The organism is Lysinibacillus sp. NPDC096382 (assembly GCF_044762845.1).
Classification (GTDB): domain Bacteria; phylum Bacillota; class Bacilli; order Bacillales_A; family Planococcaceae; genus Lysinibacillus.
In genome coordinates this window covers 277,655-301,489 of the sequence record NZ_JBIWFC010000004.1, presented here as the reverse complement: position 1 = coordinate 301,489, position 23,835 = coordinate 277,655, and the positions used below count along the sequence as shown (strand labels likewise).

At 38.4% G+C, this 23,835-nt stretch carries 23 protein-coding genes and 7 tRNA genes; 23 read left to right on the top strand and 7 right to left on the bottom strand.

Annotated features, from left to right (window positions below; all coding sequences use genetic code 11):
* Positions 1-14: 14 nt before the first annotated feature.
* From ACIQZA_RS09295 to ACIQZA_RS09260, 8 genes are all read left to right on the top strand, one after another.
* A tRNA-Asp gene (locus ACIQZA_RS09295) sits at positions 15-90 on the top strand.
* Positions 91-104: 14 nt separating this feature from the next.
* Positions 105-180: transfer RNA gene (locus ACIQZA_RS09290), tRNA-Phe, on the top strand.
* A gap of 5 nt (positions 181-185) precedes the next feature.
* Positions 186-259 (top strand) — tRNA-Gly (locus ACIQZA_RS09285).
* Between the two features lies 1 nt (position 260).
* A tRNA-Ile gene (locus tag ACIQZA_RS09280) sits at positions 261-337 on the top strand.
* 4 nt (positions 338-341) lie between these two features.
* A tRNA-Asn gene (locus ACIQZA_RS09275) sits at positions 342-418 on the top strand.
* A gap of 9 nt (positions 419-427) precedes the next feature.
* Positions 428-518 (top strand) — tRNA-Ser (locus ACIQZA_RS09270).
* A gap of 2 nt (positions 519-520) precedes the next feature.
* Positions 521-592, top strand: a tRNA-Glu gene (locus tag ACIQZA_RS09265).
* Positions 593-978: 386 nt separating this feature from the next.
* Positions 979-3,756: an S-layer homology domain-containing protein gene (locus ACIQZA_RS09260; protein ID WP_402882022.1), complete on the top strand. Its 2,778-nt coding sequence runs from the start codon at positions 979-981 to the stop codon at positions 3,754-3,756.
* Positions 3,757-3,866: 110 nt separating this feature from the next.
* Here the strand turns inward: ACIQZA_RS09260 and ACIQZA_RS09255 are convergent, their stop codons facing one another.
* Complete coding sequence (locus tag ACIQZA_RS09255) at positions 3,867-4,505, bottom strand: NAD(P)H-binding protein (protein WP_402882023.1); 639 nt, start codon at positions 4,503-4,505, stop codon at positions 3,867-3,869.
* A gap of 152 nt (positions 4,506-4,657) precedes the next feature.
* Here ACIQZA_RS09255 and dpaL point away from each other — a divergent pair, with 152 nt between their 5' ends.
* From dpaL to ACIQZA_RS09235, 4 genes are all read left to right on the top strand, one after another.
* Positions 4,658-5,869: a diaminopropionate ammonia-lyase gene (dpaL, locus tag ACIQZA_RS09250; protein WP_402882025.1), complete on the top strand. Its 1,212-nt coding sequence runs from the start codon at positions 4,658-4,660 to the stop codon at positions 5,867-5,869.
* Positions 5,870-6,253: 384 nt separating this feature from the next.
* A complete protein-coding gene (locus ACIQZA_RS09245; protein WP_402882027.1) occupies positions 6,254-7,015 on the top strand; it encodes a MerR family transcriptional regulator in 762 nt (253 codons plus the stop codon).
* Between the two features lie 110 nt (positions 7,016-7,125).
* Positions 7,126-7,575, top strand: coding sequence for a TraR/DksA C4-type zinc finger protein (locus ACIQZA_RS09240; protein ID WP_142510661.1), 450 nt, complete (start codon positions 7,126-7,128; stop codon positions 7,573-7,575).
* A 49-nt stretch (positions 7,576-7,624) separates the two neighbouring features.
* Positions 7,625-8,551 carry a dipeptidase gene (locus ACIQZA_RS09235; RefSeq protein ID WP_402882030.1) on the top strand — a complete coding sequence of 309 codons (927 nt, stop codon included), beginning with the start codon at positions 7,625-7,627 and terminating at the stop codon, positions 8,549-8,551.
* 91 nt (positions 8,552-8,642) lie between these two features.
* Here the strand turns inward: ACIQZA_RS09235 and ACIQZA_RS09230 are convergent, their stop codons facing one another.
* On the bottom strand, positions 8,643-9,563 hold the full coding sequence (locus tag ACIQZA_RS09230) for a 1,4-dihydroxy-2-naphthoate polyprenyltransferase (RefSeq protein ID WP_132364620.1): 921 nt from the start codon (positions 9,561-9,563) through the stop codon (positions 8,643-8,645).
* A 611-nt stretch (positions 9,564-10,174) separates the two neighbouring features.
* Between ACIQZA_RS09230 and ACIQZA_RS09225 the strand changes: the two genes are divergently transcribed.
* The 8 genes from ACIQZA_RS09225 to ACIQZA_RS09190 all read left to right on the top strand — a co-directional run bounded on the left by ACIQZA_RS09225 (position 10,175) and on the right by ACIQZA_RS09190 (position 19,022).
* The gene (locus ACIQZA_RS09225; RefSeq protein WP_400932257.1) at positions 10,175-11,560 is read left to right on the top strand and encodes an isochorismate synthase; all 1,386 of its coding nucleotides are present in this window, start codon (positions 10,175-10,177) and stop codon (positions 11,558-11,560) included.
* Entirely contained in the window at positions 11,553-13,277 is a 1,725-nt protein-coding gene (menD, locus tag ACIQZA_RS09220) for a 2-succinyl-5-enolpyruvyl-6-hydroxy-3-cyclohexene-1-carboxylic-acid synthase (protein WP_402882034.1), read from the top strand. The genes ACIQZA_RS09225 and menD overlap by 8 nt, the downstream gene beginning before the upstream one ends.
* On the top strand, positions 13,265-14,098 hold the full coding sequence (gene menH, locus ACIQZA_RS09215) for a 2-succinyl-6-hydroxy-2,4-cyclohexadiene-1-carboxylate synthase (protein ID WP_402882035.1): 834 nt from the start codon (positions 13,265-13,267) through the stop codon (positions 14,096-14,098). Before menD ends, menH begins: the two co-directional genes overlap by 13 nt.
* A gap of 160 nt (positions 14,099-14,258) precedes the next feature.
* Positions 14,259-15,077, top strand: coding sequence for a 1,4-dihydroxy-2-naphthoyl-CoA synthase (gene menB / locus ACIQZA_RS09210; RefSeq protein ID WP_132364614.1), 819 nt, complete (start codon positions 14,259-14,261; stop codon positions 15,075-15,077).
* A gap of 86 nt (positions 15,078-15,163) precedes the next feature.
* The gene (locus ACIQZA_RS09205; RefSeq protein ID WP_403009886.1) at positions 15,164-15,691 is read left to right on the top strand and encodes a hypothetical protein; all 528 of its coding nucleotides are present in this window, start codon (positions 15,164-15,166) and stop codon (positions 15,689-15,691) included.
* Positions 15,692-15,792: 101 nt separating this feature from the next.
* Positions 15,793-17,220, top strand: coding sequence for an o-succinylbenzoate--CoA ligase (locus ACIQZA_RS09200; protein WP_402882038.1), 1,428 nt, complete (start codon positions 15,793-15,795; stop codon positions 17,218-17,220).
* Between the two features lie 80 nt (positions 17,221-17,300).
* Entirely contained in the window at positions 17,301-17,507 is a 207-nt protein-coding gene (locus ACIQZA_RS09195) for a hypothetical protein (protein WP_402882168.1), read from the top strand.
* A gap of 225 nt (positions 17,508-17,732) precedes the next feature.
* On the top strand, positions 17,733-19,022 hold the full coding sequence (locus ACIQZA_RS09190) for a transglutaminase domain-containing protein (protein ID WP_402882041.1): 1,290 nt from the start codon (positions 17,733-17,735) through the stop codon (positions 19,020-19,022).
* On the opposite strand, the gene ACIQZA_RS09185 is transcribed toward ACIQZA_RS09190, so the two are convergent.
* From ACIQZA_RS09185 to ytzI, 4 genes are all read right to left on the bottom strand, one after another.
* Positions 18,968-19,939, bottom strand: coding sequence for a metal ABC transporter solute-binding protein, Zn/Mn family (locus tag ACIQZA_RS09185; RefSeq protein ID WP_400932276.1), 972 nt, complete (start codon positions 19,937-19,939; stop codon positions 18,968-18,970). The genes ACIQZA_RS09190 and ACIQZA_RS09185 overlap by 55 nt on opposite strands.
* A gap of 108 nt (positions 19,940-20,047) precedes the next feature.
* A complete protein-coding gene (yidD, locus tag ACIQZA_RS09180) occupies positions 20,048-20,281 on the bottom strand; it encodes a membrane protein insertion efficiency factor YidD (protein WP_082172819.1) in 234 nt (77 codons plus the stop codon).
* Positions 20,278-20,439 carry a hypothetical protein gene (locus ACIQZA_RS09175; RefSeq protein WP_248716946.1) on the bottom strand — a complete coding sequence of 54 codons (162 nt, stop codon included), beginning with the start codon at positions 20,437-20,439 and terminating at the stop codon, positions 20,278-20,280. The genes yidD and ACIQZA_RS09175 overlap by 4 nt, the downstream gene beginning before the upstream one ends.
* A 68-nt stretch (positions 20,440-20,507) precedes the next feature.
* The gene (gene ytzI, locus ACIQZA_RS09170; RefSeq protein WP_400932280.1) at positions 20,508-20,654 is read right to left on the bottom strand and encodes a YtzI protein; all 147 of its coding nucleotides are present in this window, start codon (positions 20,652-20,654) and stop codon (positions 20,508-20,510) included.
* Positions 20,655-20,792: 138 nt separating this feature from the next.
* On the opposite strand from ytzI, the gene ACIQZA_RS09165 reads away from it, so the two are divergent.
* The 3 genes from ACIQZA_RS09165 to ACIQZA_RS09155 all read left to right on the top strand — a co-directional run bounded on the left by ACIQZA_RS09165 (position 20,793) and on the right by ACIQZA_RS09155 (position 22,661).
* A complete protein-coding gene (locus ACIQZA_RS09165) occupies positions 20,793-21,110 on the top strand; it encodes a transposase (RefSeq protein ID WP_132364602.1) in 318 nt (105 codons plus the stop codon).
* Between the two features lie 326 nt (positions 21,111-21,436).
* On the top strand, positions 21,437-21,901 hold the full coding sequence (locus ACIQZA_RS09160) for an NUDIX domain-containing protein (RefSeq protein WP_400932284.1): 465 nt from the start codon (positions 21,437-21,439) through the stop codon (positions 21,899-21,901).
* A complete protein-coding gene (locus ACIQZA_RS09155) occupies positions 21,885-22,661 on the top strand; it encodes an alpha/beta hydrolase family protein (RefSeq protein WP_402882166.1) in 777 nt (258 codons plus the stop codon). Before ACIQZA_RS09160 ends, ACIQZA_RS09155 begins: the two co-directional genes overlap by 17 nt.
* 179 nt (positions 22,662-22,840) lie before the next feature.
* Here the strand turns inward: ACIQZA_RS09155 and ACIQZA_RS09150 are convergent, their stop codons facing one another.
* Positions 22,841-23,797, bottom strand: coding sequence for an alpha/beta hydrolase (locus ACIQZA_RS09150; protein WP_402882047.1), 957 nt, complete (start codon positions 23,795-23,797; stop codon positions 22,841-22,843).
* Positions 23,798-23,835: the final 38 nt, after the last annotated feature.

Sequence of the window (23,835 nt, the reverse complement as noted above, 5' to 3'; positions counted from 1 at the left end):
CCCGCAACCAAAATGGTCCCGTGGTGTAGCGGTTAACATGCCTGCCTGTCACGCAGGAGATCGCCGGTTCGATCCCGGTCGGGACCGCCATTTTTAAAAAATATGGGTCAGTAGCTCAGTTGGTAGAGCATTAGATTGAAGCTCTAAGTGTCGGCGGTTCGATTCCGTCCTGACCCACCATATTTGCGGGTGTAGTTTAATGGTAAAACCTCAGCCTTCCAAGCTGATGTCGTGAGTTCGATTCTCATCACCCGCTCCAAGGGCCTATAGCTCAGCTGGTTAGAGCGCACGCCTGATAAGCGTGAGGTCGATGGTTCGAGTCCATTTAGGCCCACCATTATTCCGAAGTAGCTCAGTTGGTAGTAGCACCTGACTGTTAATCAGGTTGTCGCAGGTTCGAGTCCTGCCTTCGGAGCCATTTTTTTATGGGGAAGTACTCAAGAGGCTGAAGAGGCGCCCCTGCTAAGGGTGTAGGTCGGGTAACCGGCGCGAGGGTTCAAATCCCTCCTTCTCCGCCATTGGCCCGTTGGTCAAGTGGTTAAGACACCGCCCTTTCACGGCGGTAACACGGGTTCGAATCCCGTACGGGTCATACTGAAATGCAGTAGATGTAATTTACATCTACTGCATTTTTTTTATGGTACTTTATCAAACAACGAAAATTCCTTTCCGTCGAACCGCTGTTGCAGTTAGAATAGCTAGTCTGCTTATTTATCATTCTTCCGCTTATCACGTTTAGAGACAATCGTGTATAACCTTCATTTGGCCTTTGCTCTAAACTATCTAAAAAGCTAAAAACCAACCTTAAGATTCGCGCCTCCCATAAAATTAGGTAATTCATATAGAAAAAAATATGTGTTCACTATTAAATTGGACAAATAATCCATGGTAAATAGCTATAATATTGGTATATCCTTTGGAATATAGCTATCTTTCTTTTATAATGGGAATGAATAGAATTCATAGGAGGTAATAAATGTGAAAAAAAAGCAGGGTAAATGGATTATGAGTGCAGCTTCTGCTGCTTTGATTGCTGCAGCTGTTGTTCCGACTGCAAGTGCGGCTAACTTTACAGACATTGCAAAAAATGACCATAAAGAGGCCATTTTGGCACTAGCAGATGCAAAAATTGTAGCTGGATATCCAGACGGTTCGTTTAAGCCAAACGGGGTCCTTACGAAAGGCAATGTAACAAAATTTTTAGGGAAATGGCTTGTATTAGAACACTTCCAAGTGCCAGCAGACTACAATAAAAAAGTACGTTTTACCGACATGCCTACATCTTCAAAAGATAAAGAATTACTACAATATGCAGCGCTTATAAATGATACTGGTATTTTCAAAGGGACTAACAACAAGTTATTACCTTCCGAGTATATCTCGCGCGAACAAATGGCTTCTATTTTAGTACGTGCAATTGAAAAAGTTTACGATATCGATTTAATTGCGATGTATAAAAAAGAAAACTTTAAATCATCTATTACAGATTTAAAAGTAGCTTCACCAGAAAATCATGAGGCTATCATCGCATTAGAATATGCAAAAATTACAAATGTAAAGACATTTAATCCGAAAAAAACACTAACACGTGGTCAATTTTCGTCATTTTTACATCGGTCAATGACGAATATCAGTGAAATGGTAAGAGGACCCGAAGTGTCCATCCAAACAGTTAAAGTTATAGATGCAAAAACACTACAGGTAACATTAACAGATGGGACAAGCCATAAGGTAACATTAGCGACACCGCTTACTGAAAATATGGAAACGAAGGTAGATTTCAAAATTAATGACAAACCATATTTCGCTGTTGTTACATATGAAGTGAATGAGTTAAATGTACAATCCATTGAGGGAATTAATGCTTCTCAGATTAAAGTTGTTTTCAACCAAGCTATTGATCCACTTTCTGTGATAAAAGCAGATGGGAAATTACAGGATAATGTTGTAGCTTTCTCTAATGTGGATACTTTAAGAGCGCTATCGGTTATAAAAACAGAAATCAGCGCTGATAAAAAATCAATCACCTTTACAATGAATGAATCATTAAAAGGTACACATCGTTATGTGTTCAGTAACATCAAATCGGAAAAGGGCGCAGTGCTTCAAAAAGTAGATGCGAATTTTGTTATTGCTGGAGATACACAAGCACCTACGATTTTAGGAACAACGCAAGGAAAAAATTCTTCAATCGTTAAAGTGCAGTTTTCTAAGCCAATGGCAGCATTTCCAAATGAACGCATTCAATTTACATTAGCAAATGGTACAAAGGTATCGAATGTAGTTGGAAGCATTGAGCAAAACTCAACTGAAGCGACATTTGACTTATCAGCTGCAACAATAAATGGTGTGTATTTAGCACCTGGTACAGCTGTTCAAATTACATTCGTAGCGTCAACAGATATAGCAGGGAATATTATTTCACCAAACCCTTCAACTGTAACAGTGAAAAAGGGAGATAAGGATGGTGTTCCACCGACACTATCTTCTGTTACACAAACTGGACCAAATACGTTCCAGCTATTGTTCTCAGAGGAGATTCAACCACTTTATTCATATGACCTTTCAGTGAAAAGCGGCCAGACTTCAATTTCTGTGAATTCTGTAGAGAAAGATCCTAAAAATGGTCGTTTATTTAATGTTACGGTGGATCCAAAAAGCTCGCTTCAAGGAATTACAACGATTGGGACAGCTTCTAGTCGTGTAATAACCGACTTATCAGGTGAAACGGCAACATTCTCAACAGCGTATAACTTTATAAGAGATGACAGAGCGCCAGCCCTAATGAATTCTGAAATTGTTTACGAGGATAGTGTAGAATATTTACAATTAACTTTCGATAAGCCAGTACAGTTAGGCGTTAACGCAAAAGCATCATTTACTGGAAAATTCGTGAATAATTACATTTTATATGAGGTATCAAGAGGACCTCAAAGTGATATTCAGATTGTAAAAGATCAACCTACGAAATTACGTGTTAAAATGGCAGGACTGCTAGGCATGTATGATACAAAGGGAGCTCTTTACGACGGCAAATTAAATTTATTTAATGTTACTAATTTATACGGTGTGCCAGTCACTGAAGTGCAAAATGTTAAATTTACACGTAACGGTGATTTAAATATAAATGGCAATAAATTAGCTTTATCGCAATACAATGCAATTCAAACATCTGCAACAGATTATTCTATTAAAGATAATAATATTGTTTATTTAAATTTCAATTATCCTGTTGATCCAGCACTTGCTCAAAATGTTCAAAATTATAGTATTGATAATGCTCAGGTAGAAAGTGCTGTTGTAGAGGGATCCAATTTAAATCGTATTAAGCTCACATTGAAAAAGGATTCAAATTATTTTAATGGCACACGAAACTTCACGATTAAAGGCTTAAGAGCAGCAAACTCTATGGAACCATTTGATGAGGTGCGAACATCCATTAACCTTAAAGAAAATATTGCACCAAAGGTTGTAACTGTTAATGTTAGTAATTCACAAACATTAGAGCTTGTTTTCAGTGAACCAGTAATAAACGTTAATAATTTGGATTTTAATATTACTGTGAATGGTTCTTCGGTAGCAGGAACTACCTATCCACAAGGTAATGATAGAGTATTAATTACAATACCTCAGAATGGCTATTTATTTGATAACGGCAGAAGTGTTACGATTCAAGCTTCACCTCGTAATAATATTATGGATTTCAATGGGAATAAATTAGATTTCATTTCTCAAACAATTACAGTACAAAGATAAATAAAAAGGGATTAAGCAAAAATTTACTACGATTTATCTTTAATTAAAATATAGCATGCTGGATATATTCTCAGCATGCTATTTTCTCATATCTTTTTATTGCGATTTCACTAATGAGAGATAAACGGTGCTTTATGCACGTATTTTGTATTATCAATATGATCAATGATAAAGGTGGCTATATCTTGATTCGTAATTTTTGTACCAGGCATATCCGTCAGGTTTTCCTTTATCTGATTGGATGTTAAACTATCTTTTACAAACGGTAATCTAATTAGTGTCCATTTGATCTGTTTGTTATTTAATAAATATTCCCATTCCAATTTTTTATCTTGCATCATTTTTGAAAGGAAAACTTCAAATATCTTTGCTCCTAAACGATTCATCATGCTTTTTTCGTCCTCTTTAATCGTTAGAGAACCACCTGAAACACCTATATAACGACTAATGTTTAATTCTTTCATCACATTAAAAATATTATTTGTAACTTTGCTATATATAGGTTCCTCTTTAGTTGGTTGACCAAATGTATTAATAACAACTTGACTATCTTTAAGAAGTTCTCGGATGTTTTCTATATCCTGTACCTGCCCTTTCACTATTTCAATTGCATCATTTTTATCCAGTAACTTTTCAGGATTTCTAACAAGCATCCGAACATGATATCCTTTTTGGATGGCTTGAGTTGCTATATGCCTTCCTACTTTCCCTGTTCCTCCAATTATCGCTATCTTATAAGGATTATCCATTATATACCTCCTATTTATTATGTTGGTAGATATACGATAAACCCTATCAAAAGGATTCAAATTTTTCTTTTTTTACTAAAGTATGTAATATGGTTTTGTTTTGCGAATCTATAAGCTAAGATGAAAATAGTACAAAAACTAGGGGGATATGGATGGGGAAATTATTGTGGACTAACAACCAACAATATTTGTTACAGAAGAATGTAGAACAAGTAGTACCTTTTCTACGTCATTTTTCACCAGAACAAGTAAATCGTGTTGGTAAATTTCAGCGTACATATGAGAAGTTTGAAAGCACTCCATTACGATGCTTAAATACTTTTGCATCATTCGTTGGGGTACAAAGTATTGTGGTAAAAGATGAATCTTATCGATTTGGCTTAAATGCATTTAAAGTATTAGGTGGCGTGTATGCAATTGGGCAGTACGTTGCTAAAAAGTTAGATAGAAATATTGATGAGCTATCGTTTGACCAGCTTAAATCACCTGAAATAAAGGAGCAGTTAGGGGACTTAACGTTTATTTCAACGACAGATGGCAATCATGGTCGTGGAGTGGCATGGGCTGCTAGAGAGCTTGGTTTAAAAGCTCGGATTTATATGCCTGCTGGTAGTGCAGAGGAGCGCCTCCAAAATATTAAAAATGAAGGTGCATATGCTGAAATAACAACAATGAATTATGATGATACAGTTCGTTATACATCACAACTAGCAACAGAAAATGGATGGGTCGTTATTCAAGATACGATGTGGGAAGGCTATGAAGAAATTCCGTTATGGATAATGCAAGGCTATACAACACTAATAAAAGAAGCCGCCCTGCAGTTGGAAAAAGCACCTACCCATGTATTTTTGCAAGCTGGGGTTGGATCTTTTGCAGGGGCAGTTGTAGCTTTCTTACAACAATATTATGAGCAAGAGATTACATTTGTCTTAGTTGAGCCTTTTGTAGCGAATTGCTATTATGAAAGCTTTAAAGCAGGAGATGAACAGTTTGTAACGGTTGGTGGAGAGATGCAAACAATTATGGCAGGTCTTGCTTGTGGTGAGCCGAATCCACTTGCTTGGGACCTGTTAAAGACTTATACGAAAGTAAGTATTTGCTGTGATGAAGAAGTTGCCGCAATAGGTATGCGTATTCTAGGAAATCCACTAGCGGCAGATGCACGAATTATTGCTGGAGAATCGGGAGCTGCCCCAGTTGGATGTTTTTATGAATTGATGACGAATGAGCAATATACAGAACTGAAGGAAACATTACAATTAGATGAAGATTCTCGAGTGTTGTTTATTAACACTGAGGGTGACACAGATGTAGAAAACTATAGAAATATTGTGTGGCATGGCAAGTATGCAAAAATTTAACTTCTTTCAGTGGATGTCCAAACATCTATACCTGTCGCTACGCATTCGGTACAAAAGACATTCGCTAAAATAGATGAACTTAGTCTAAGAACACCACGCCCTGTGGCAACGGCTAAGTGGCCAACGTCATGCTGTTGCTGACACTTCGCTTTCGCACAAAAAACATTTGTTGGCCTAAACCCTACGGATTATGCCAGGCATAATTGATTTTAAAGAAAAAGCAAACTAGTGTTAATAAAACGTTCTAGTTTGCTTTTTTTATTTACTGGGTCGGATCATCGACGCCAGTCGGAACGGAAATCAACCCAACGTTTTTTCTTAATTTTTTTCTTGACCTTAACGTTGCGTAAACATTTACAGTAGCATTAGTGGAGGTGAAAAAATGTGGAATATACAATTCAAGAGCTTGCTCAATTATCCGGGGTTAGCACCAGAACACTGCGTTATTATGATGAAATTGGATTACTAAAGCCTGCAAGAACGAATGAGGCGGGCTATCGATTTTATGGACAGTTTGAAGTTGATATGCTCCAGCAAATTTTATTTTATAGAGCATTAGATATGAAGCTAGCAACAATTAAGGAAATTATTAAAGCGCCTGATTTTCAACATACAGCGGCACTCAAAAATCATCGTACTGCTTTACTGAAACGCAAGGAGCAGCTGGAAAAGATATTACAAACAGTAGAAAAAACCATTCAATCTATTGAGGAGGAACAACCGATGGCAAATGAAGAGAAATTTAATGGACTAAAAGAGAAGCTAATCGAGGAAAATGAAAAGCAATATGGTCAAGAAATTCGTGCAAAATATGGTGATAAAACAGTTGATGCATCAAATGCAAAGGTAATGAATATGACAGAGGAACAGTATGAAGCAATGCAACAGCTAGAACAGCAATTATTTAATCGTTTAAAAGAAGCGATGGATATCGGCGATACGAACAACGATGTGGCAATGGAGGTTGCAGAGCTTCATAAGCGTTGGCTTAGCTTTACATGGTCACAATATTCTAAAGAGGCACATGCAGGTATAGCTCAGATGTATTTAGCGGATGAACGCTTTTCAGCATATTACGATGAGCGTGTTTCTAAAGGAGCAGCACAATTTTTACATGATGCCATCATCAATTTCACTCTGGCGTAAATATACTAAATGAAGATACATTATAAAAAAAATAAGTGATTCATCCGCATGCTTTCATGTTTTAGAAATATTAATTTAGGAAAAAATGAAGGCATGAGGAGGAGATTTTTTTGAACCCACAAGTAATGGAAAAATTAAGGAAGCAATTAGAGCAAGAATTACAGGAAATAGAGAAGCGACTTGAGGAATCAGAGCGTCCACAAGCGACAGAGCTATCTAATTATGATAATCATCCAGCTGACAATGCGAGTGATTTAACAGATCAGCTAACGGAAATGGCGATTGACGAGCACCGGGGTGACGATGCTGAAGAAATAAAAGCTGCGCTACAAGCGATGGAAGACGGTACGTATGGTAAATGTGCTGTATGTGGTGAAGAGATTCCTATTGGTCGCTTAGAAGCTATGCCGAAAGCATTGACATGTGTTGAGCACGCAGAGCACAGAGAAGAAAATTTAAGGCCAGTAGAGGAAGATGTGTTGTCTTCTACGCCAAGATCGGATGATTTCATAGAACTTGAGGAATTTGGCTCTTCTGATACACCTCAAGATAAAAGTTAGTAAGCATTTTCGCTCACAGGCAGTATAATAGCTGTATGGGGGTGAGGATATGGACATAATTGATTTACACTGCGATGCTCTATTGAAATTAACAACTTTAGAAGCGGCAAAATTTGAAGATGATGTACGTTTGCAAGCTAATCGACAGAGATTACAATTAGGGCGTGTTAAGGCACAAGTATTTGCTATTTTTATTAATCCTAAAATTCCGCAAAGTATGCGATTTTTAGAGGCAGTGCGGCAAATTGAAGCCTTCCATACACATGTATTACAAACTGAAGGCATGGTGCATATTACGAATTGGTCGCAATTAGATACTTTAACTCCGCATGAAATTGGTGCAATTTTAAGCTTAGAGGGCTGTGGTCCAATCGGCGAAGATTTAGCAAAGCTTTCTGCAATATTAGATGCAGGAGTGAAGCTAGTCGGCTTAACGTGGAATGAAGAAAATGCTGTGGCCCACGGTGCTGAACAAGATGCAAGCCTTGGTTTAAAATCATTTGGTAAAGAGGTTATAAACTTGCTAAATGAGCGAGATATTATTATCGATGTCTCGCATTTAAATGAACAGAGTTTCTGGGATGTCTTACCATTAGCGAAGCATATTATTGCGAGCCATAGCAATGCACGTGCAATTTGTGATCATCCAAGAAATTTAACGGACGCTCAGGCAAAAGCACTTGTCGAGCATGGAGGGCATATTCATGTTGTTTACTACCCGCCTTTTATCCATGACAATGCTACGCTAGATGATTTAGTAGCGCATGTGAAGCATCTAGTGAATATAGTAGGGGTAGAGCACCTTGGACTAGGTTCAGACTTCGATGGAATAGATACAACTGTAAAAGGATTAGCACACGCAGGAGAGGCACAAAATTTGTTAGAGGCGTTACGTGAACATTTTTCAACCGAAGAAGTTCGTGGTATTGCAAGTGAAAATTTTAGATGCTATGTAAAAAATGCAGCAGCCCGTTAAGCTGCTGCATCTTTAACTTCTCCCAGAAGTCAATGCCTCTCGGCACAAAGCCGGTTCCGGACCAATTATGCTGAGGCATAATTGATTAATATTAATAAAAGAAATATTGAATTAATAAACCGATTCCTAAGAGGAAGCCGAAGAATGTATTTGTTTGCGCTGTAAATTTCATCGCAGGCATAACTTCTTTTGCTTCTTTTTTATCGCGGAAAATTTGGATCGCACGAAGTGGTTTTGGAACGCTTAAGAAAATGATTAGAGCCCAAAAAGTTATACCATCAATCGCTACAAGAGCGATTACCCATAAATATGAAACGATAAAAAAGCCAGATAGCACAGAAATGGCATTATCTCGACCTACTAAAATAGCAAGCGTTCTTCGACCACCCTCTGTATCGCCAACGATATCACGGATATTGTTGGACAGCATGATAGCTCCAACTAAAATCATACTCGGTACTGAAAGCAAAACAGCGTCTAATGTCACAGTAAGCGTTTGAATATAAAATGCGATTAAAACAATCCCCATTCCCATAACAGCGCCAGAGACAATTTCTCCAAATGGTGAATAGGCTATTGGGTATGGTCCGCCAGTATATAAAAAACCAATAAGCATACAAACAAGCCCAACAGCAGCAAGCCACCAAGAGGTTGAGGCACATATGTAAATGCCAAGCAGCATAGCGATTGCGTAAAAGCTTAAGGCAATCATCATAATTGTTTTTGGTTGAACACCGTGACGCACAATCGTTCCGCCGATACCGACAGAATTTTCATTGTCCAATCCTAATTTGTAATCGTAATATTCATTGAACATATTTGTTGCTGCTTGTATAAGCATACTTGCAATGAGCATAGCAAAAAATAGTCCAAAATCAATTGTTTGTTTTTCAATTGCTAAAGCAATCGCTGTTCCTAAAAATACTGGAACGAATGAAGCGGTTAAAGTATGTGGACGTGTTAAATGCCACCAAACTTTAAAACCCCTATCAGCTTCAATGACTTTGGTCATAAGGTCTTTCTCTCCTTCAAATGTTGTAGACTATTCTTATTTTATACGAAGAATGAGAAAATGGATAGGTTCACAGCTTATTACATACAGTCCAATAAAAAAAATGATACAATAGAACATGCATTTATGAACTGAAAACAATAATTAAGATAATAGCAACAGTACGAAGAATAGGCTAGCAAATAAAAAAAATATGATGTAAAAAAGTACAAATGCTCATGTCATTATGCAAAGTTTTGGTCAATTTGTTCTAAAGAAAAGGTTCATCACCAAAAGTTTGGATGACATTTGTTAAAACGTCTACTATGTAAATAAGTTGATTGGAGTGAGGCTGGGCGACTACTTGGGGATTAGCGATATAGATGAACGAAGGCTAAAACCATCACATCCTGTGATAACGCCTTCGTGACCAACCTCGTGCTGGCCCGAGACCCTGGAGCGAGCAAAGCGACAGCTACAAAGCGCTCAGTCGGAACGGAAATCAACCACACGTTTTGGTGATGATCCAAAGAAAAGCCAAAGCAGTTGATATTTATGAGAAAGTGTAGAACGAGTACAAAACATACCGTGCGTCATTCATTATGTACATTGCAACAACGGAGGTAATTTTCATGCAACAGAAGTGGTACCAAGCCACAGAGATAGAAGTGGACTCTTTGGGCCAAAGCCTTCATTTTTATATGGAAACAATTGAAGTTAGTCGCTTATCGGCGCTCGCATTTTATGCAGCGGGCGAGGAGCATTATAAAGGTGAACGATTTTATTGGCAAAATAGAGAAAAAACAATGACATTAGTAGGGCTAGGACATGCCTATACGATTCAAAGTAACGCCAAAAATGATCGCTTCGATGCAATAGAAGCAGAGTGGAAAAATTTAACGAAAAACTGTGTGAAGGGACAAAGCGAGCTACAGCCAATTTTGTTTGGCGGATTTACATTCGATCCGCAAAATGAAGTAACTGGGGAATGGACAGACTTTCCAGAGGCTTATTTTGCACTTGCAACTTACCAGCTTGTTATTCGTGATGACAAAGCGTTTGTAAGTATTCATCTTATTTCGAAAAATGAGCAAGCAGCAACTCAATTTGAAGCGCTACGTAAAGAGCGAGATCATTTAATTCATGCAGCTCAAGTAAAAGAAGTGAAAACGTATTCAAAGCCTGAAATCACAAGTTACTTTGAGCCATACAAGGAGCCGTATTTAGCTTCGATTGACCAAGTAACAGCATTGATTAAGCAGAAGAAAGCAGATAAAGTCGTTATTGCACGCTCACTAGCATTGCAATTTAAAGAACAAGTTTCTTCACCACAGGTACTCTCACAAATTATTCATGAGCAGCCAGAGAGCTATTTATTTGGTTTAGAACGTCAAAAATTATTGTTCTTTGGTGCGTCCCCTGAACGTCTTGTAAAAGTAGAAGAGGGGCGAGCCTTTTCATCTTGTGTAGCAGGCTCTATTAAACGTGGTAAGACAGCAGAGGAAGATGAAGCCTTTGGACAAAGCTTATTAAATGATTCGAAAAATGGTGGCGAGCATCAATATGTTGTCGATATGATTGCGGAAACATTCCGTAAAAATTGTATAGAGATGACAATACCTGATGGCCCACGCTTACTAAAAATTAGAGATATACAACATTTATATACACCTGTTGAAGGTCAGTTAAATAATGAGGCAACAATATTACAACTGACAAAATCTTTGCATCCAACGCCAGCTTTAGGCGGTGTGCCAAGGAAAGAGGCAATGGCAGCTATACGTAAGTATGAGCCTATGAATCGTGGGCTTTACGCTGCTCCAATTGGTTGGGTAGATGCTGACGGCAATGGGGAATTTGCAGTGGCCATTCGTTCAGCTGCTTTACTTAAGGACAAAGCTTATTTATATGCTGGTGGCGGTATTGTAGCAGATTCAGAGCCACAATCTGAATATGAGGAAACATTAGTGAAATTCCGTCCAATGCTTCGTGCGCTAGGAGGACAATTACATGAGTGAACGGAAAATATTAACGGATTATGTTTATAAAATGGTAGCATCACTAGTACAAGCTGGTGTTGAAAACGTTGTTGTCAGCCCTGGCTCACGTTCGACACCTTTAGCTTATGCATTTGCTTCAACGAAACAGCTTCATATGTATCGTCAAGTTGATGAACGATCAGCTGCCTTTTTTGCGCTAGGAATTGCAAAGGCTACAGCAAAACCTGTTGTTCTTTTATGTACATCGGGAACAGCTGCGGCAAACTATTTTCCTGCCATTGTTGAAGCAAGCTATGCTCGTGTACCGTTAATCGTCATTACAGCTGATCGTCCACATGAATTGCGAGAGGTGGGTGCACCACAGGCTATTAATCAGCCGAATTTATATGGTACAAATGTCAAATGGAGCGTGGATTTCCCTTTGGCAGATGGTGCCGCACCAACATTGCCGTTTATTGAGCGTCATACTGCACGTGCGGTAGCAGTGGCAATGAACGCACCATTTGGACCAGTGCATATTAATGTACCGTTCAGAGAACCTTTGTTGATTGATTTTCAAGAGGAACTTCCAGAAGCGATATTTAAGCATAGCAGTATGGGTCAGTTAGTACCTTCAAAGGAGACTCAACAAGAGCTATCGGAGATTTTACGTGCAACCAAAAGAGGCTTTATTATTATTGGTGAGCTAGCACTCGGTACAGATTTAACAACTATGTGGGAGTTTATTCGCCAATTAAAATGGCCGGTCATTGTCGAGAGTTTATCTAATATGCGGTCATCTGTCCCAGAAGATTGTCTCCCTTATATGATCACGACGTATGATGCCATTATGAAAAGTGAAGATTTTAAAGCATTAGTTGAACCAGATACGGTGCTACGCTTAGGAGCACAGCCTGTTTCTAAATTTATCATGCAATTTATTACAAAATCTCAGCCTAATGCTTATATTGTTGTCGATGAAGATCCGATGTTCCGTGATTCTACAGGTGTATCTACTCATTTTGTTCATGCTAGTGTTGGTGAGTGGCTCACGCAATTAGAAATCTCTGAAACAGCACTAGAAACAGAGTATTTAGCTGAGTGGCAGGATGCTAATGATATTGCACTTGAGTATATTGAACATTATGCTGACGGTGCGATTGATGAGGGAGCAATGGTAAGTCGATTACTAAAATTGATTCCGAATGGCAGTGATATTTTTGTTAGTAGCAGTATGCCAGTGCGTGATATTGATACGTTTTTAATGGCGACACCGAAGGATATTCGGATTGTTGCGAATCGTGGAACGAATGGTATTGATGGTGTCGTATCAACTGCAATGGGCTTTAGTCAAGGGAATAACCGTGAAACCTACTTGCTTATTGGCGATTTAGCCTTTTTACATGATGTCAACGGTCTCATTGCTTCAAGATACCAGGAATGCAATTTGACAATAATCGTTATGAATAATGATGGTGGTGGTATTTTCTCTTATTTACCACAAGCTACAGTTGAGGCGCATTATGAAGATTTATTTGGTACGCCAACAGCCCTTAAATTCCATGATATTGCCAATATGTACGATATGGATTATATACGAGTAGATGATATTTCAGAGCTATCAGTAAAGTTTACTACGATGAAAAAACGACCAATGCGCTTAATTGAAATTTTCACGAATCGAGAGGAAAATGTGTATGCGCATCGTGCACTATGGAATCGCATTAACGTAGGGTTAAAAGCATGGCAAAGCTAATGATTCGAGGGCTTGAAACATACGTAGAAATCTGGAATGAAGAAGCGGAGCAAACGCTCGTTGCATTGCATGGTTTTACAGGTAGTTCGGCTACATGGCGAAATTTAGCGAAAGCTCTACCTAGTGTACGAGTGATTGCCATTGATTTAATTGGCCATGGCCAAACAGCTATACCTCAACAAATTAGTCGTTTCTCTATGCAAGAACAAATCCAAGATTTAGAGGAAGTTTTTGGCCAGCTACAGCTCAAGAAATTTACGCTGCTAGGCTATTCAATGGGAGGAAGAGTTGCGTTATCGTATTCAACCTTCTACCCAGAACGCATTGACAAGCTCATTTTAGAAAGTGCTTCTCCAGGCTTACGAACTTCTAAGGAGCGTTCTGAACGCTGTGAGAGAGATAACGCTCTAGCTGAAAAAATAATTAGTAACGGTTTGTTATCATTTGTTAATGCGTGGGAGAACATTCCTTTGTTTGAATCTCAAAAGCGTTTATCGCATAGTGTACAAGAAGCTATTCGATTAGAACGACTTTCTCAGAAGGAGGAAGGCTTGGCAGGTAGTTTACGAGGGATTGGTACAGGCAGTCAGACATCGAATTGGATGTCATTGGAGAAGCTTGAATTTCCTGTTCTACTAATTACAGGCTCACTTGATGAGAAATTTTGTAAAATCGCACTAGAAATGAAAGCGTTATTAAAAAATGCCAAGCATGCGACGGTAAATGACGCAGGACATGCAATTCATGTGGAAAATCCCGCTGAGTTTGCTACAATAGTAGGGGAGTATTTAACTTCTTTCAACACCAATGAAAGAAGTTAAAGCCTCCGGCGGATGTCACGGAATCGGAAAGGAATGCTTTGTGCTTGCACAAAGCCGATTCCAGACACAATTATGCCGAGGCATAATTGATAGTAATATAATTTTTACGTTATCGCCTCGATTTTGAACGAGACGAATTTAATTATTAGGAGGCAATTCAATGACACGTCAATGGACAAGTTTACATACTTATGAAGACATTAAGTATGAGTTCTATAACGGTATCGCAAAAATTACGATCAACCGTCCAGAAGTGCGCAACGCATTCCGACCAAAAACGGTAATGGAAATGATCGATGCTTTTTCACGTGCACGTGATGACAAAAATGTTGGAGTTATCATTTTAACTGGTGAAGGTGAGCATGCCTTCTGTTCAGGTGGAGACCAAAAAGTACGCGGCCATGGTGGCTACGTTGGTGAAGATGAAATCCCACGTCTAAACGTTCTTGATTTACAACGTTTAATCCGTGTTATTCCAAAACCTGTAGTAGCAATGGTTGCAGGTTATGCAATCGGTGGAGGACACGTATTACACGTTGTCTGTGACTTAACAATTGCTGCTGACAACGCTCGTTTTGGACAAACTGGACCAAAAGTTGGTTCATTCGATGCTGGGTATGGTTCAGGCTATCTTGCACGTATTATCGGACATAAAAAGGCGCGTGAAATTTGGTACCTTTGCCGTCAATATGATGCACAGCAAGCACTTGATATGGGATTAGTTAACACGGTTGTTCCTTATGAGCAACTAGAAGATGAAACTGTACAATGGTGTGAAGAAATGCTACAAATGTCTCCAACTGCTCTACGCTTCTTAAAAGCAGCAATGAATGCAGATACAGACGGTTTAGCAGGTCTTCAACAAATGGCTGGCGACGCTACTCTTCTTTACTACACAACAGATGAAGCTAAAGAAGGTCGTGACGCATTCAAAGAAAAACGTCAACCAGATTTCGGTCAATTCCCAAGATTCCCTTGATTATCTGAAACGTTGAACGGCTCGTATCTTAATGAGATACGAGCTTTTTGTATATCTAAAGGAGCGAGACGGATAAACTTGCTAGAGTGGCGGAAAGTTATGGCTTAGCAACGGAAGCTCGTGCAATAGCAGGGGAACATGATGTTTTAGCGGCGGACCGTGAAGCAATAGCGGCGGACCGTGAAGCAATAGCGGCGGACCGTGAAGCAATAGCGGCGGAACATGATGTTTTAGCGGCGGACCATGAAGCTTTAGCGGCGGACCATGAAGCTTTAGCGGCGGACCATGAAGCTTTAGCGGCGGACCATGAAGCTTTAGCGGCGGACCATGAAGCAATAGCGGCGGACCGTGAAGCAATAGCGGCGGACCGTGAAGCAATAGCGGCGGACCATGAAGCTTTAGCGGCGGACCGTGAAGCAATAGCGGCGGACCGTGAAGCAATAGCGGGGGACCATGAAGCAATAGCGGCGGACCATGAAGCAATAGCGGCGGACCGTGAAGCAATAGCGGCGGACCAAGATGCAATAGCGACGGAAAGCCATACTTTAACGGCGGAAACCCATGTTCTAGCTGCAGAAAGCCATACTTTAGCAACGGGACAGCATGTCAAATGACCTGAATTGCATAATCAAGTAGCAGAAAATCATGTCAGAGCACCGAATAGACGGATGATGCGATAAAGCAGTAAGATTAGGCTGATTGGAGGAATAAAGAGATGTATTTAAATTGGATTTTACAGCGAGCGTATTTAACACCTTTACGAAACGGTTTAACATATAATGGGCAGGCTTGGACATTTCAAGAATTAAATGATTTATCGTTAAAACGTGCACGTCAACTTACAGCACTGGATATTAAGCAAGGAGACCGTATTGCTATAATGGGGCCGAGTAAGCCTTCCTTGGTCATTATGATGTACGCGTGTATGCATTTACAATGTGAAATGGTCATGCTAAATCGTAGGCTAACACAGGATGAAATTGCCTATCAGCTAGAGGATTCAAAAGCTATGGCAGTATTAATTGCAGATGAGGATGTTGAAAAATTACCATCACATACGTCTTATTATTTATTTTCTACTATAGAAAAAAGTACGGAAGCGGCTATTGATATTACGAAAGAATGGTCTTTAAACCAAACAACATCGATTATGTATACATCTGGTACGACTGGTTTTCCAAAGGGCGTTTGCCAAACTGTCGGAAATCACCAGGCAAGTGCAACGGCCTCCGTTTTAAATATAGGTTTGCATGCGGAGGATACTTGGTTATGTGCTGTACCACTTTTTCATATTAGTGGCTTTTCTATTTTAGTGCGCTCACTATTGTACGGTAATAAAGTGCATTTATATGATCAATTTGATGCAGAAGCCATTTCCAAAAATATTATGGATGGCGAGGTTACACATATGTCGGTAGTCGCTGTCACATTGGAAAGGATTTTACATACCCTTGAAAAGAAAAACGCACAAGCCTCACCGAAATTTAAAATGATGCTAGCAGGTGGTGGACCAGTGCCAGAAGATTATTTAAAGAGAGCGCATGCATTAAATTTAGCTGTAGCTCAAACGTATGGTATGACTGAAACTTCGTCACAAACTGCAACATTAGCTAATGAGGATGCGATGCGAAAAACTGGTTCTGCGGGAAAACCGTTATTTTTCAATCAAATTCGCATTGCTGAGCCGAATGACAATGGTGAAGGAGAAATTTGCATACGTGGCCCACATGTTACACCGGGGTATATTGGTCGTTTTGCCGACAAAAATGCAACGATTGATGGATGGCTTCATACTGGGGATATTGGTTATATAGATGAAGATGGTTATTTATTTGTCATTGATCGTCGGGCTGATTTAATTATTTCAGGTGGCGAAAATATTTATCCTGCTGAAATCGAAAATGTACTACTTACACACCCTGCTGTTAAAGAAGCGGGAGTATGCGGCATTGATGATGATGCTTGGGGGCAAGTACCAATCGCCTTTGTTGTATTAAAAGAAGAAGTACAGGTAGAGCAAATACGAGCATTTTGTCAAAAGAAGCTTGCGAAATATAAAATACCAAAAGATATTATTGTTACGGACGAGCTCCCTCGAAACGGTGCCAATAAGCTACTTCGTAGAAAATTAATGCACGAATAACAAAAGGAAGCCTCCATTATAGGTGTTTGACATTAAGGATTTAATTTTTTAAGATAGATTTTCAAAATGGGGGTAAAGCAATGAAATTTAAAGGATCTATATATTTAAACAAATTGTTTGAACCAGAAGAAAATTCTCTGAGAGTACTTATCGATAGGTGTAATGTGAACAATACCAAGGAGTTCGTGAAAATTACAGATAAGGTTGAAATAGAAGCCTCCTCAGAAGCTGCTCATCGGACGCCCCCAGGAAGCCTTTGCTCTGCGCGTCAGCGACAAAGCGCCTAGCCGGAACGGAAATCAACCCCTCATGTTGCCCAAAAGCCATACTTCCATTTGTTTCATTTAAACAATAGTTTTTTCTATCACTATAAAGAAGCCTTCATTTATAAGAAGGCTTCTTTTATTCGTTTTAAGAATCATTTTTAGTAAACTTTTAGGATTAAATTAATCATTCATTAACATAATAAAAAATTACAGGCATAAACTAGTTATTAAAGGAGAAAGACTCATATGAGAAAATATATATATAATGTTGTCATTATATTATTTGTTCTACAAATGAGTCATGTGCAAGTATTCGCAAACTATGAACAAAAGAATATCGCAACGGCCAATACAATAGAAACACTACAACATCTTATTCAAAAACAAGTCATGCAATTATCTACTGAAATTGATATTCGTTATACTGGTAATACGTCGGAAATAAAAGATGAACTATCAGAGCTTGTAAAACATGCTATTCAGGATCCATATATTTACGCCAATATTTCTAGTTTTAAATGGAAATATGATGGCTATGCCAATAATATTGTCATTAGTTTTGTGTTTACCTATCATATTACACAGAAAGAGGAGGTATTCGTAGAACAGACTTTGACGAATATTATTACACCTATGCATGGATTAAGTGAATTGCAGAAAATACAGGCTGCACATGATTTTATCGTTCTATCTGCTGAATATTCGAAGGACACGAAAGGAAGTCAATATTCTCCCTACACATTGCTTACGGAGAACAAGGGAGTTTGTCAGGCATATGCTCTAGTGCTTTATCGAATGCTAGAGAAGCTAGGCTTTGAGGTACAATATGTGCCAGGAAATGTAGGGGAACAATTACACGCCTGGGTCTTAGTGAAGCTTGATAATGAATGGTATCATATAGATGTTACATGGGATGATCCATTGCCTGATCGTAAAGGTGAGGTCCGTTATCATTATTTTTTAGTGTCTGATCGCCAATTAGCTCAGGATCACTCTTGGGACTATACGAGTTTCCCAGCCGCTACAAGTGAAGCTTATTTTGATTTACAAAAAACGGATAAGGTTGAAGTTCTTACGAAACCGATACTAGATAGTCATTTTGCCTTTGATAAAGGGCTATTCATTTTAAGTAAAAATAAACAAACAGTAAAACAATTAATAGAACAGTCTAGACTGCTTTTTAAAAGTAATAAAAGCGATAATTTTGTTCAGGTGCATTTAAATGAATGGGAACCAATCATTTTAGAAAGTAATATAGCCCAAGTAAAGGGTAATCGAAAGATAACACAAAATGCTATCCATAAGAAAAAAGGGCTAATTAGTATTTATAGAGTGGAAAAAAGAATGCCACAAGAAAAGTACGTCATAATAAAGGAGGTGCCCCATACTTTGTTCGGGGCACCTCCTTACTCATTTATTTGTGTTTATTTAACTTCTTTCAGCGAGTGTCCAAACGATTACGGACGCAATTATGCCGAGGCCTATTTCATTGCAGTATTTAAAGTTTTAATATTTCTCTTCATAAGGGTGAAGTAAGTTTCATTATTCTTTACATCATCTGCTGTTAAAACACTTAAATTGTGTAAGACAAGAGATTCTGCTCCGACCTCTTTTTGGATAACTTCAGCTAATTTAGAAGAGACATTTTGCTCGAATAAAATGTAGTGAATATGCAATTTATTTGCTTTATCAACAATCGCCGTAAGTTCTTTTTGAGAAGGCTCGTTTTGTGAGTTTAAACCGGCTATTGGAACTTGCTTTAATCCGTATTGTCCTGCGATATAGCCAAATGCTGCATGAGATACGAAGAACGTTTTCTCTTGCGCTTTATCAGCCATAGCTTTAAATTCATTGTCTAAATCTTGTAGTTCTTTTACTAATGCCTCGTAGTTAGCTGTAAATGTAGCTTCTTGTTCTGGCATTTTTTCAACTAGAGTGTTTTTAATGGAAAGTGCTAAGTCTTGACTTATAGTTGGAGATAGCCAAACATGTGGATCTACATTACCATGATCATGGTCCTCATGTCCGTGTCCATCTTCATCTTCGTGATCATCATGTGAGTGACCTGTGCTCACAGCTAATTTTTCATCTGAAACCTGATCTGCAGTTGCTACCATTGTTACATCTTCATTCGCCAGAGTCTTTTTAGCATTTTCAACAAAGCCTTCTAGCCCTAAGCCTATATAGAAAAACATATCGGCATCTGCTAATTTCATCATATCTTTTTGTGTTGGCTCAAATGTGTGCTCATTGGCGCCAGCAGGATAAATTGAAGAAACCTCTACAAAATCGCCACCAATTCGTTGTGCAAAATAACTTAATGGATAGACAGTTGTGTAAATTGTTAATTTATCCTTTTTCTCAGACTGTTTGGATGTAGCTGATTTATTCCCACAGGCAGCAGTGAATAGGGCAAGAACTGTAATTAAAAATAACAAAAATACTTTTTTCATCTTATAGTATACCTCTTTCAAATAGTAATCATTACGATTTGTTTTTTTGAACAATTTCTATAATAACGCACATTTGAAAAAAGCACAAGAAAAAATGACCCTCGAAAATTAATTCTTTTTCGAAGGCCATTTTTCAGGTACTGGATCAAAGCCACCTGGATGGAACGGATGGCATTTTGATATACGTTTAATTGTTAAATAGAATCCTTTAATGGCACCATGTTTTTGAAAAGCTTCAAGTCCATAGGAGGAGCATGTAGGATGGAAGCGACAGGATGGCGGTGTCATAGGTGATATAAATTTTCTGTAAAACTTAATGAGCCATATAAAGGGATATTTCATAGTTGTTTATCCTTTTGTTGAGCGTTGATTTGCTTAGGCTTAGCATCGATAGTTTGTGTAAAGAAATTGCTTTTTTTCTTCAACAAGACAATAACAGAAACGCCAAACATAAGCATCATCATTGCGATCATAATGATTATTGGTAATGGTACTCCCATTGCTTTCACCCCAAATTCTATTGTTAATAATATTATAAAAGAATGTCTAAAAAAATGTACAAAATGAACTAGTCATCATCTTGATGAAAGCTTTGCTGTGGTTTATCATCGACTGTATGTTTAAAAGCATACGCACGGTTGACACTTAAAATAGTCGCGACCGTTACTAATATTACGATGATTGCTGCTACAACGAAGAGTGTGATTAAACTCATGGCATTCACTCCGTTCCTTATTCATACTCTCTATTATAAATTAGATAATCTTACTTAGTTGTGAAGGAAGTTTGACATTCCAGCGAATAAAACAGTCATTTTACCACCATACTATAGTAAAAGGAGTGTTTTGTAGAGATGGATCGTCAACGTGTATATTTTTCACTTGCCAATAGAACGTATTATACAAATCCATATGCAGGACAGTGGAACTTTGAACTCAACATAGATCGCCAAGCATTAGATGTATTTGAAAAGATTTTTCAGCAAATGCAAATGTTGGAAATTGCGAATGCGTGGCGTGCGCAATTGCCATATATACAGTATCATCTTGATAGAGAAAATGATGAAATTGATTTGCGATTAAAAAAAATCTATGCACTTGTTCATGAGTATGGGGATGCGGATACGAAGGCATTTGTTGAACAACTTCCATATTTCAATAAACGTGTCTAAAGGTAGGGTCACTGAAAAACATCAGTGACTCTTTTTTATTGATGAAAGCTAATTTCTCTTGACGGATTAACCATTATCATAAGAGAAGAGCACATGTTTTTAGGCGTCAATTTGTGGCACTGTTATTGTTCGAGATCGAATGAACATAATCGTAGATGTCGTATTACTTCTTAATAGACGCCTATCGCACCGCTTAATGGAAGTTAATATTAGTGATTTTATCTGTTGATTGTACATACATGAATACTCTATAGTGAAATAAAAGGTCATCACGGTAACGCTGATTCGACTCAGTGTATGAAATATAGAATAAGGAGTTGAAGAGCATGTTTACATTTACAGATTTAAATGGTTTACAAGTGGATTTAAGTTTTAAAAGAGATGAATTGGACACTGAGCCTAAGCATGTACTTGTTTTATTAAAACATGAAAATAAGTGGTTATGTACGATTCATAAACGACGTGGTGTCGAGGTTCCAGGTGGAAAGCAAGAACCTGGGGAAACATTGGAGCAGGCAGCAATTAGGGAAGTATTCGAGGAGACTGGTGTTCATGTGAAAAATCTTAGATGGTTTGCAGAATACGCCGTTCATGATGACATCTTATTTTGTAAAACGGTCTTTACCGCGCAGTTTGCGGGGCAGGAGGACATTGAATTTGATTTAGAAACTTCAGGGATGACTTGGCTAACGGATGAAGAATTTGCTCATCATCCAAATTTAAGCTTTCATATGAAGGATGCAGGAATGCAGAAAATGCTGGAGGAGTTGAAGCATTATGATCAATGGTAAGATCGTTGGAAAACGTCCTTATCCTTCGCCTAATCCAGCTATTCGTTTAACGGAAATCACGTATATGTCACATGGCTTACGTGTGAAGGGATTACTAGCGGAACCTAAGGCAGAAGGTACATATGATGGCTTTTTATATTTACGGGGAGGCATGCAAAGCATTGGCATGGTTAGACCTTCGCGTGTCGCGCAATTTGCAGCTCAAGGCTTTATCGTTTTTGCTCCATATTACCGTGGCAATCGAGGTGGAGAAGGTCGAGATGAATTTGCAGGAGCTGATCGGTATGACGCTGTATACGCAGTAGACGTGCTAAAACAGTTTTGCAATGATAATATTCATGTTTTTGGTTTTTCACGTGGTGGCATTATGGCGCTTTGGACTGCTATTTTACGTAGAGATATTACATCTGTTGTGACATGGGCAGGAGTATCTGATGCAACAGCTACATATTGGGAGCGGACAGATATGCGCAGGATGATGAAGCGGGTTATTGGAGGGACGCCTAATCGTGTACCAGATGCTTATGACGCTCGAACACCACTTTTTGAGATAGAGCACATTACAGCTCCAGTACTTATTATTCATGGCTATCGTGATGAAAATGTAGATATTGAGCATGCGAGACAATTAGAATTTTATTTAAAGGATGCTAATAAAAGATATGAAACATGCTATGATCTTCGCTATGCTCATCAGTTTCCACCGGCCGAAAATCGAGCAACAGTACATGCACTGTGTGAATGGATGAAACGTCAATAGATGACGCTTTGAACCAACGTAGGATAAAATTAGAAAATCAACGCCTTTTTGATAACTCTTTTTTAAAATGGCGTTTTCTGTTTGAAAAAACTGCTCAGCAAGCCCGAAGAATTGCTCAGGTAGATTAAAAAACCGTACAGGTGCTTAATATCAGGCACCTGTACGGTAGAAAAAGATATTTACTCTGTATATTTTGCTAAGAAGTTATTAATAGTTTTCCAGTAAGAGTCTCCAGCAACGCTTTCTGCAAGGCTATGTCCGGCACCTTCAACTATAAATTTCTCCTTCGGTACATTGGCAGCCTCGTATACTTTATCTAGCATATCAGATGGAACAAATGTATCATTACTTCCATGAATGAATAGCATAGGTGTTTTCGATTTCGCTACTTGCTTGACGCTATCAGCTTCACCAAGCGTATAGTCAGCTTTTAACTTCGTTACAATTGAAGAAAACTGCATAATGGGGAATTCAGGTAACTTAAAGAGTTCTTGCAATTGATAGGAGAATTCATCCCAAACTGAGGAATAACCACAATCCTCAATGATAGCCTTAACATTGCCAGGTAGCTCCTCTCCTGAGGCCATCATCACTGTAGCACCTCCCATGGAAACACCATACAAAATAATTTCAGCGTTTTTATCAGAACTGATCACATTATTAATCCAAGAGACTACATCAAGTCGATCATGCCAACCCATACCGATATAGTCACCCTCACTTTTTCCATGAGCCCTTGCATCAGGTACGAGAACATTGTAGCCTGTATCGTAAAAATGCTTAGCATACTTTGTCATTTGTGAGCCATCAGATGAATATCCATGGAAAACAATTGCCCATTTATTTGTTTCGTTTGTATTTTTAAGTGTATAGGCATGTAATTTTAAATTATCGAAAGCCTGTATGTAAGAGTCCTTGTAATTCTCTTTAAACCACTTCTCGCTCTCTTCTTTTTCTTTAGCATCCTTAGGACTAACAGCAATAGAATTGTGCGGAGCATTAAACACATCTGATTTATCAGTATTAGGATTTAAGGCAAAATTATAAAAATAATTCCCTGCAAAAAATCCAGCCACAACAAACAATACTAATAGCAGACTGACAATGGTAATAATCACTTTATATTTCTTTTTCATATATATCCTCCTAAAACTACTATTATGAATTATACACA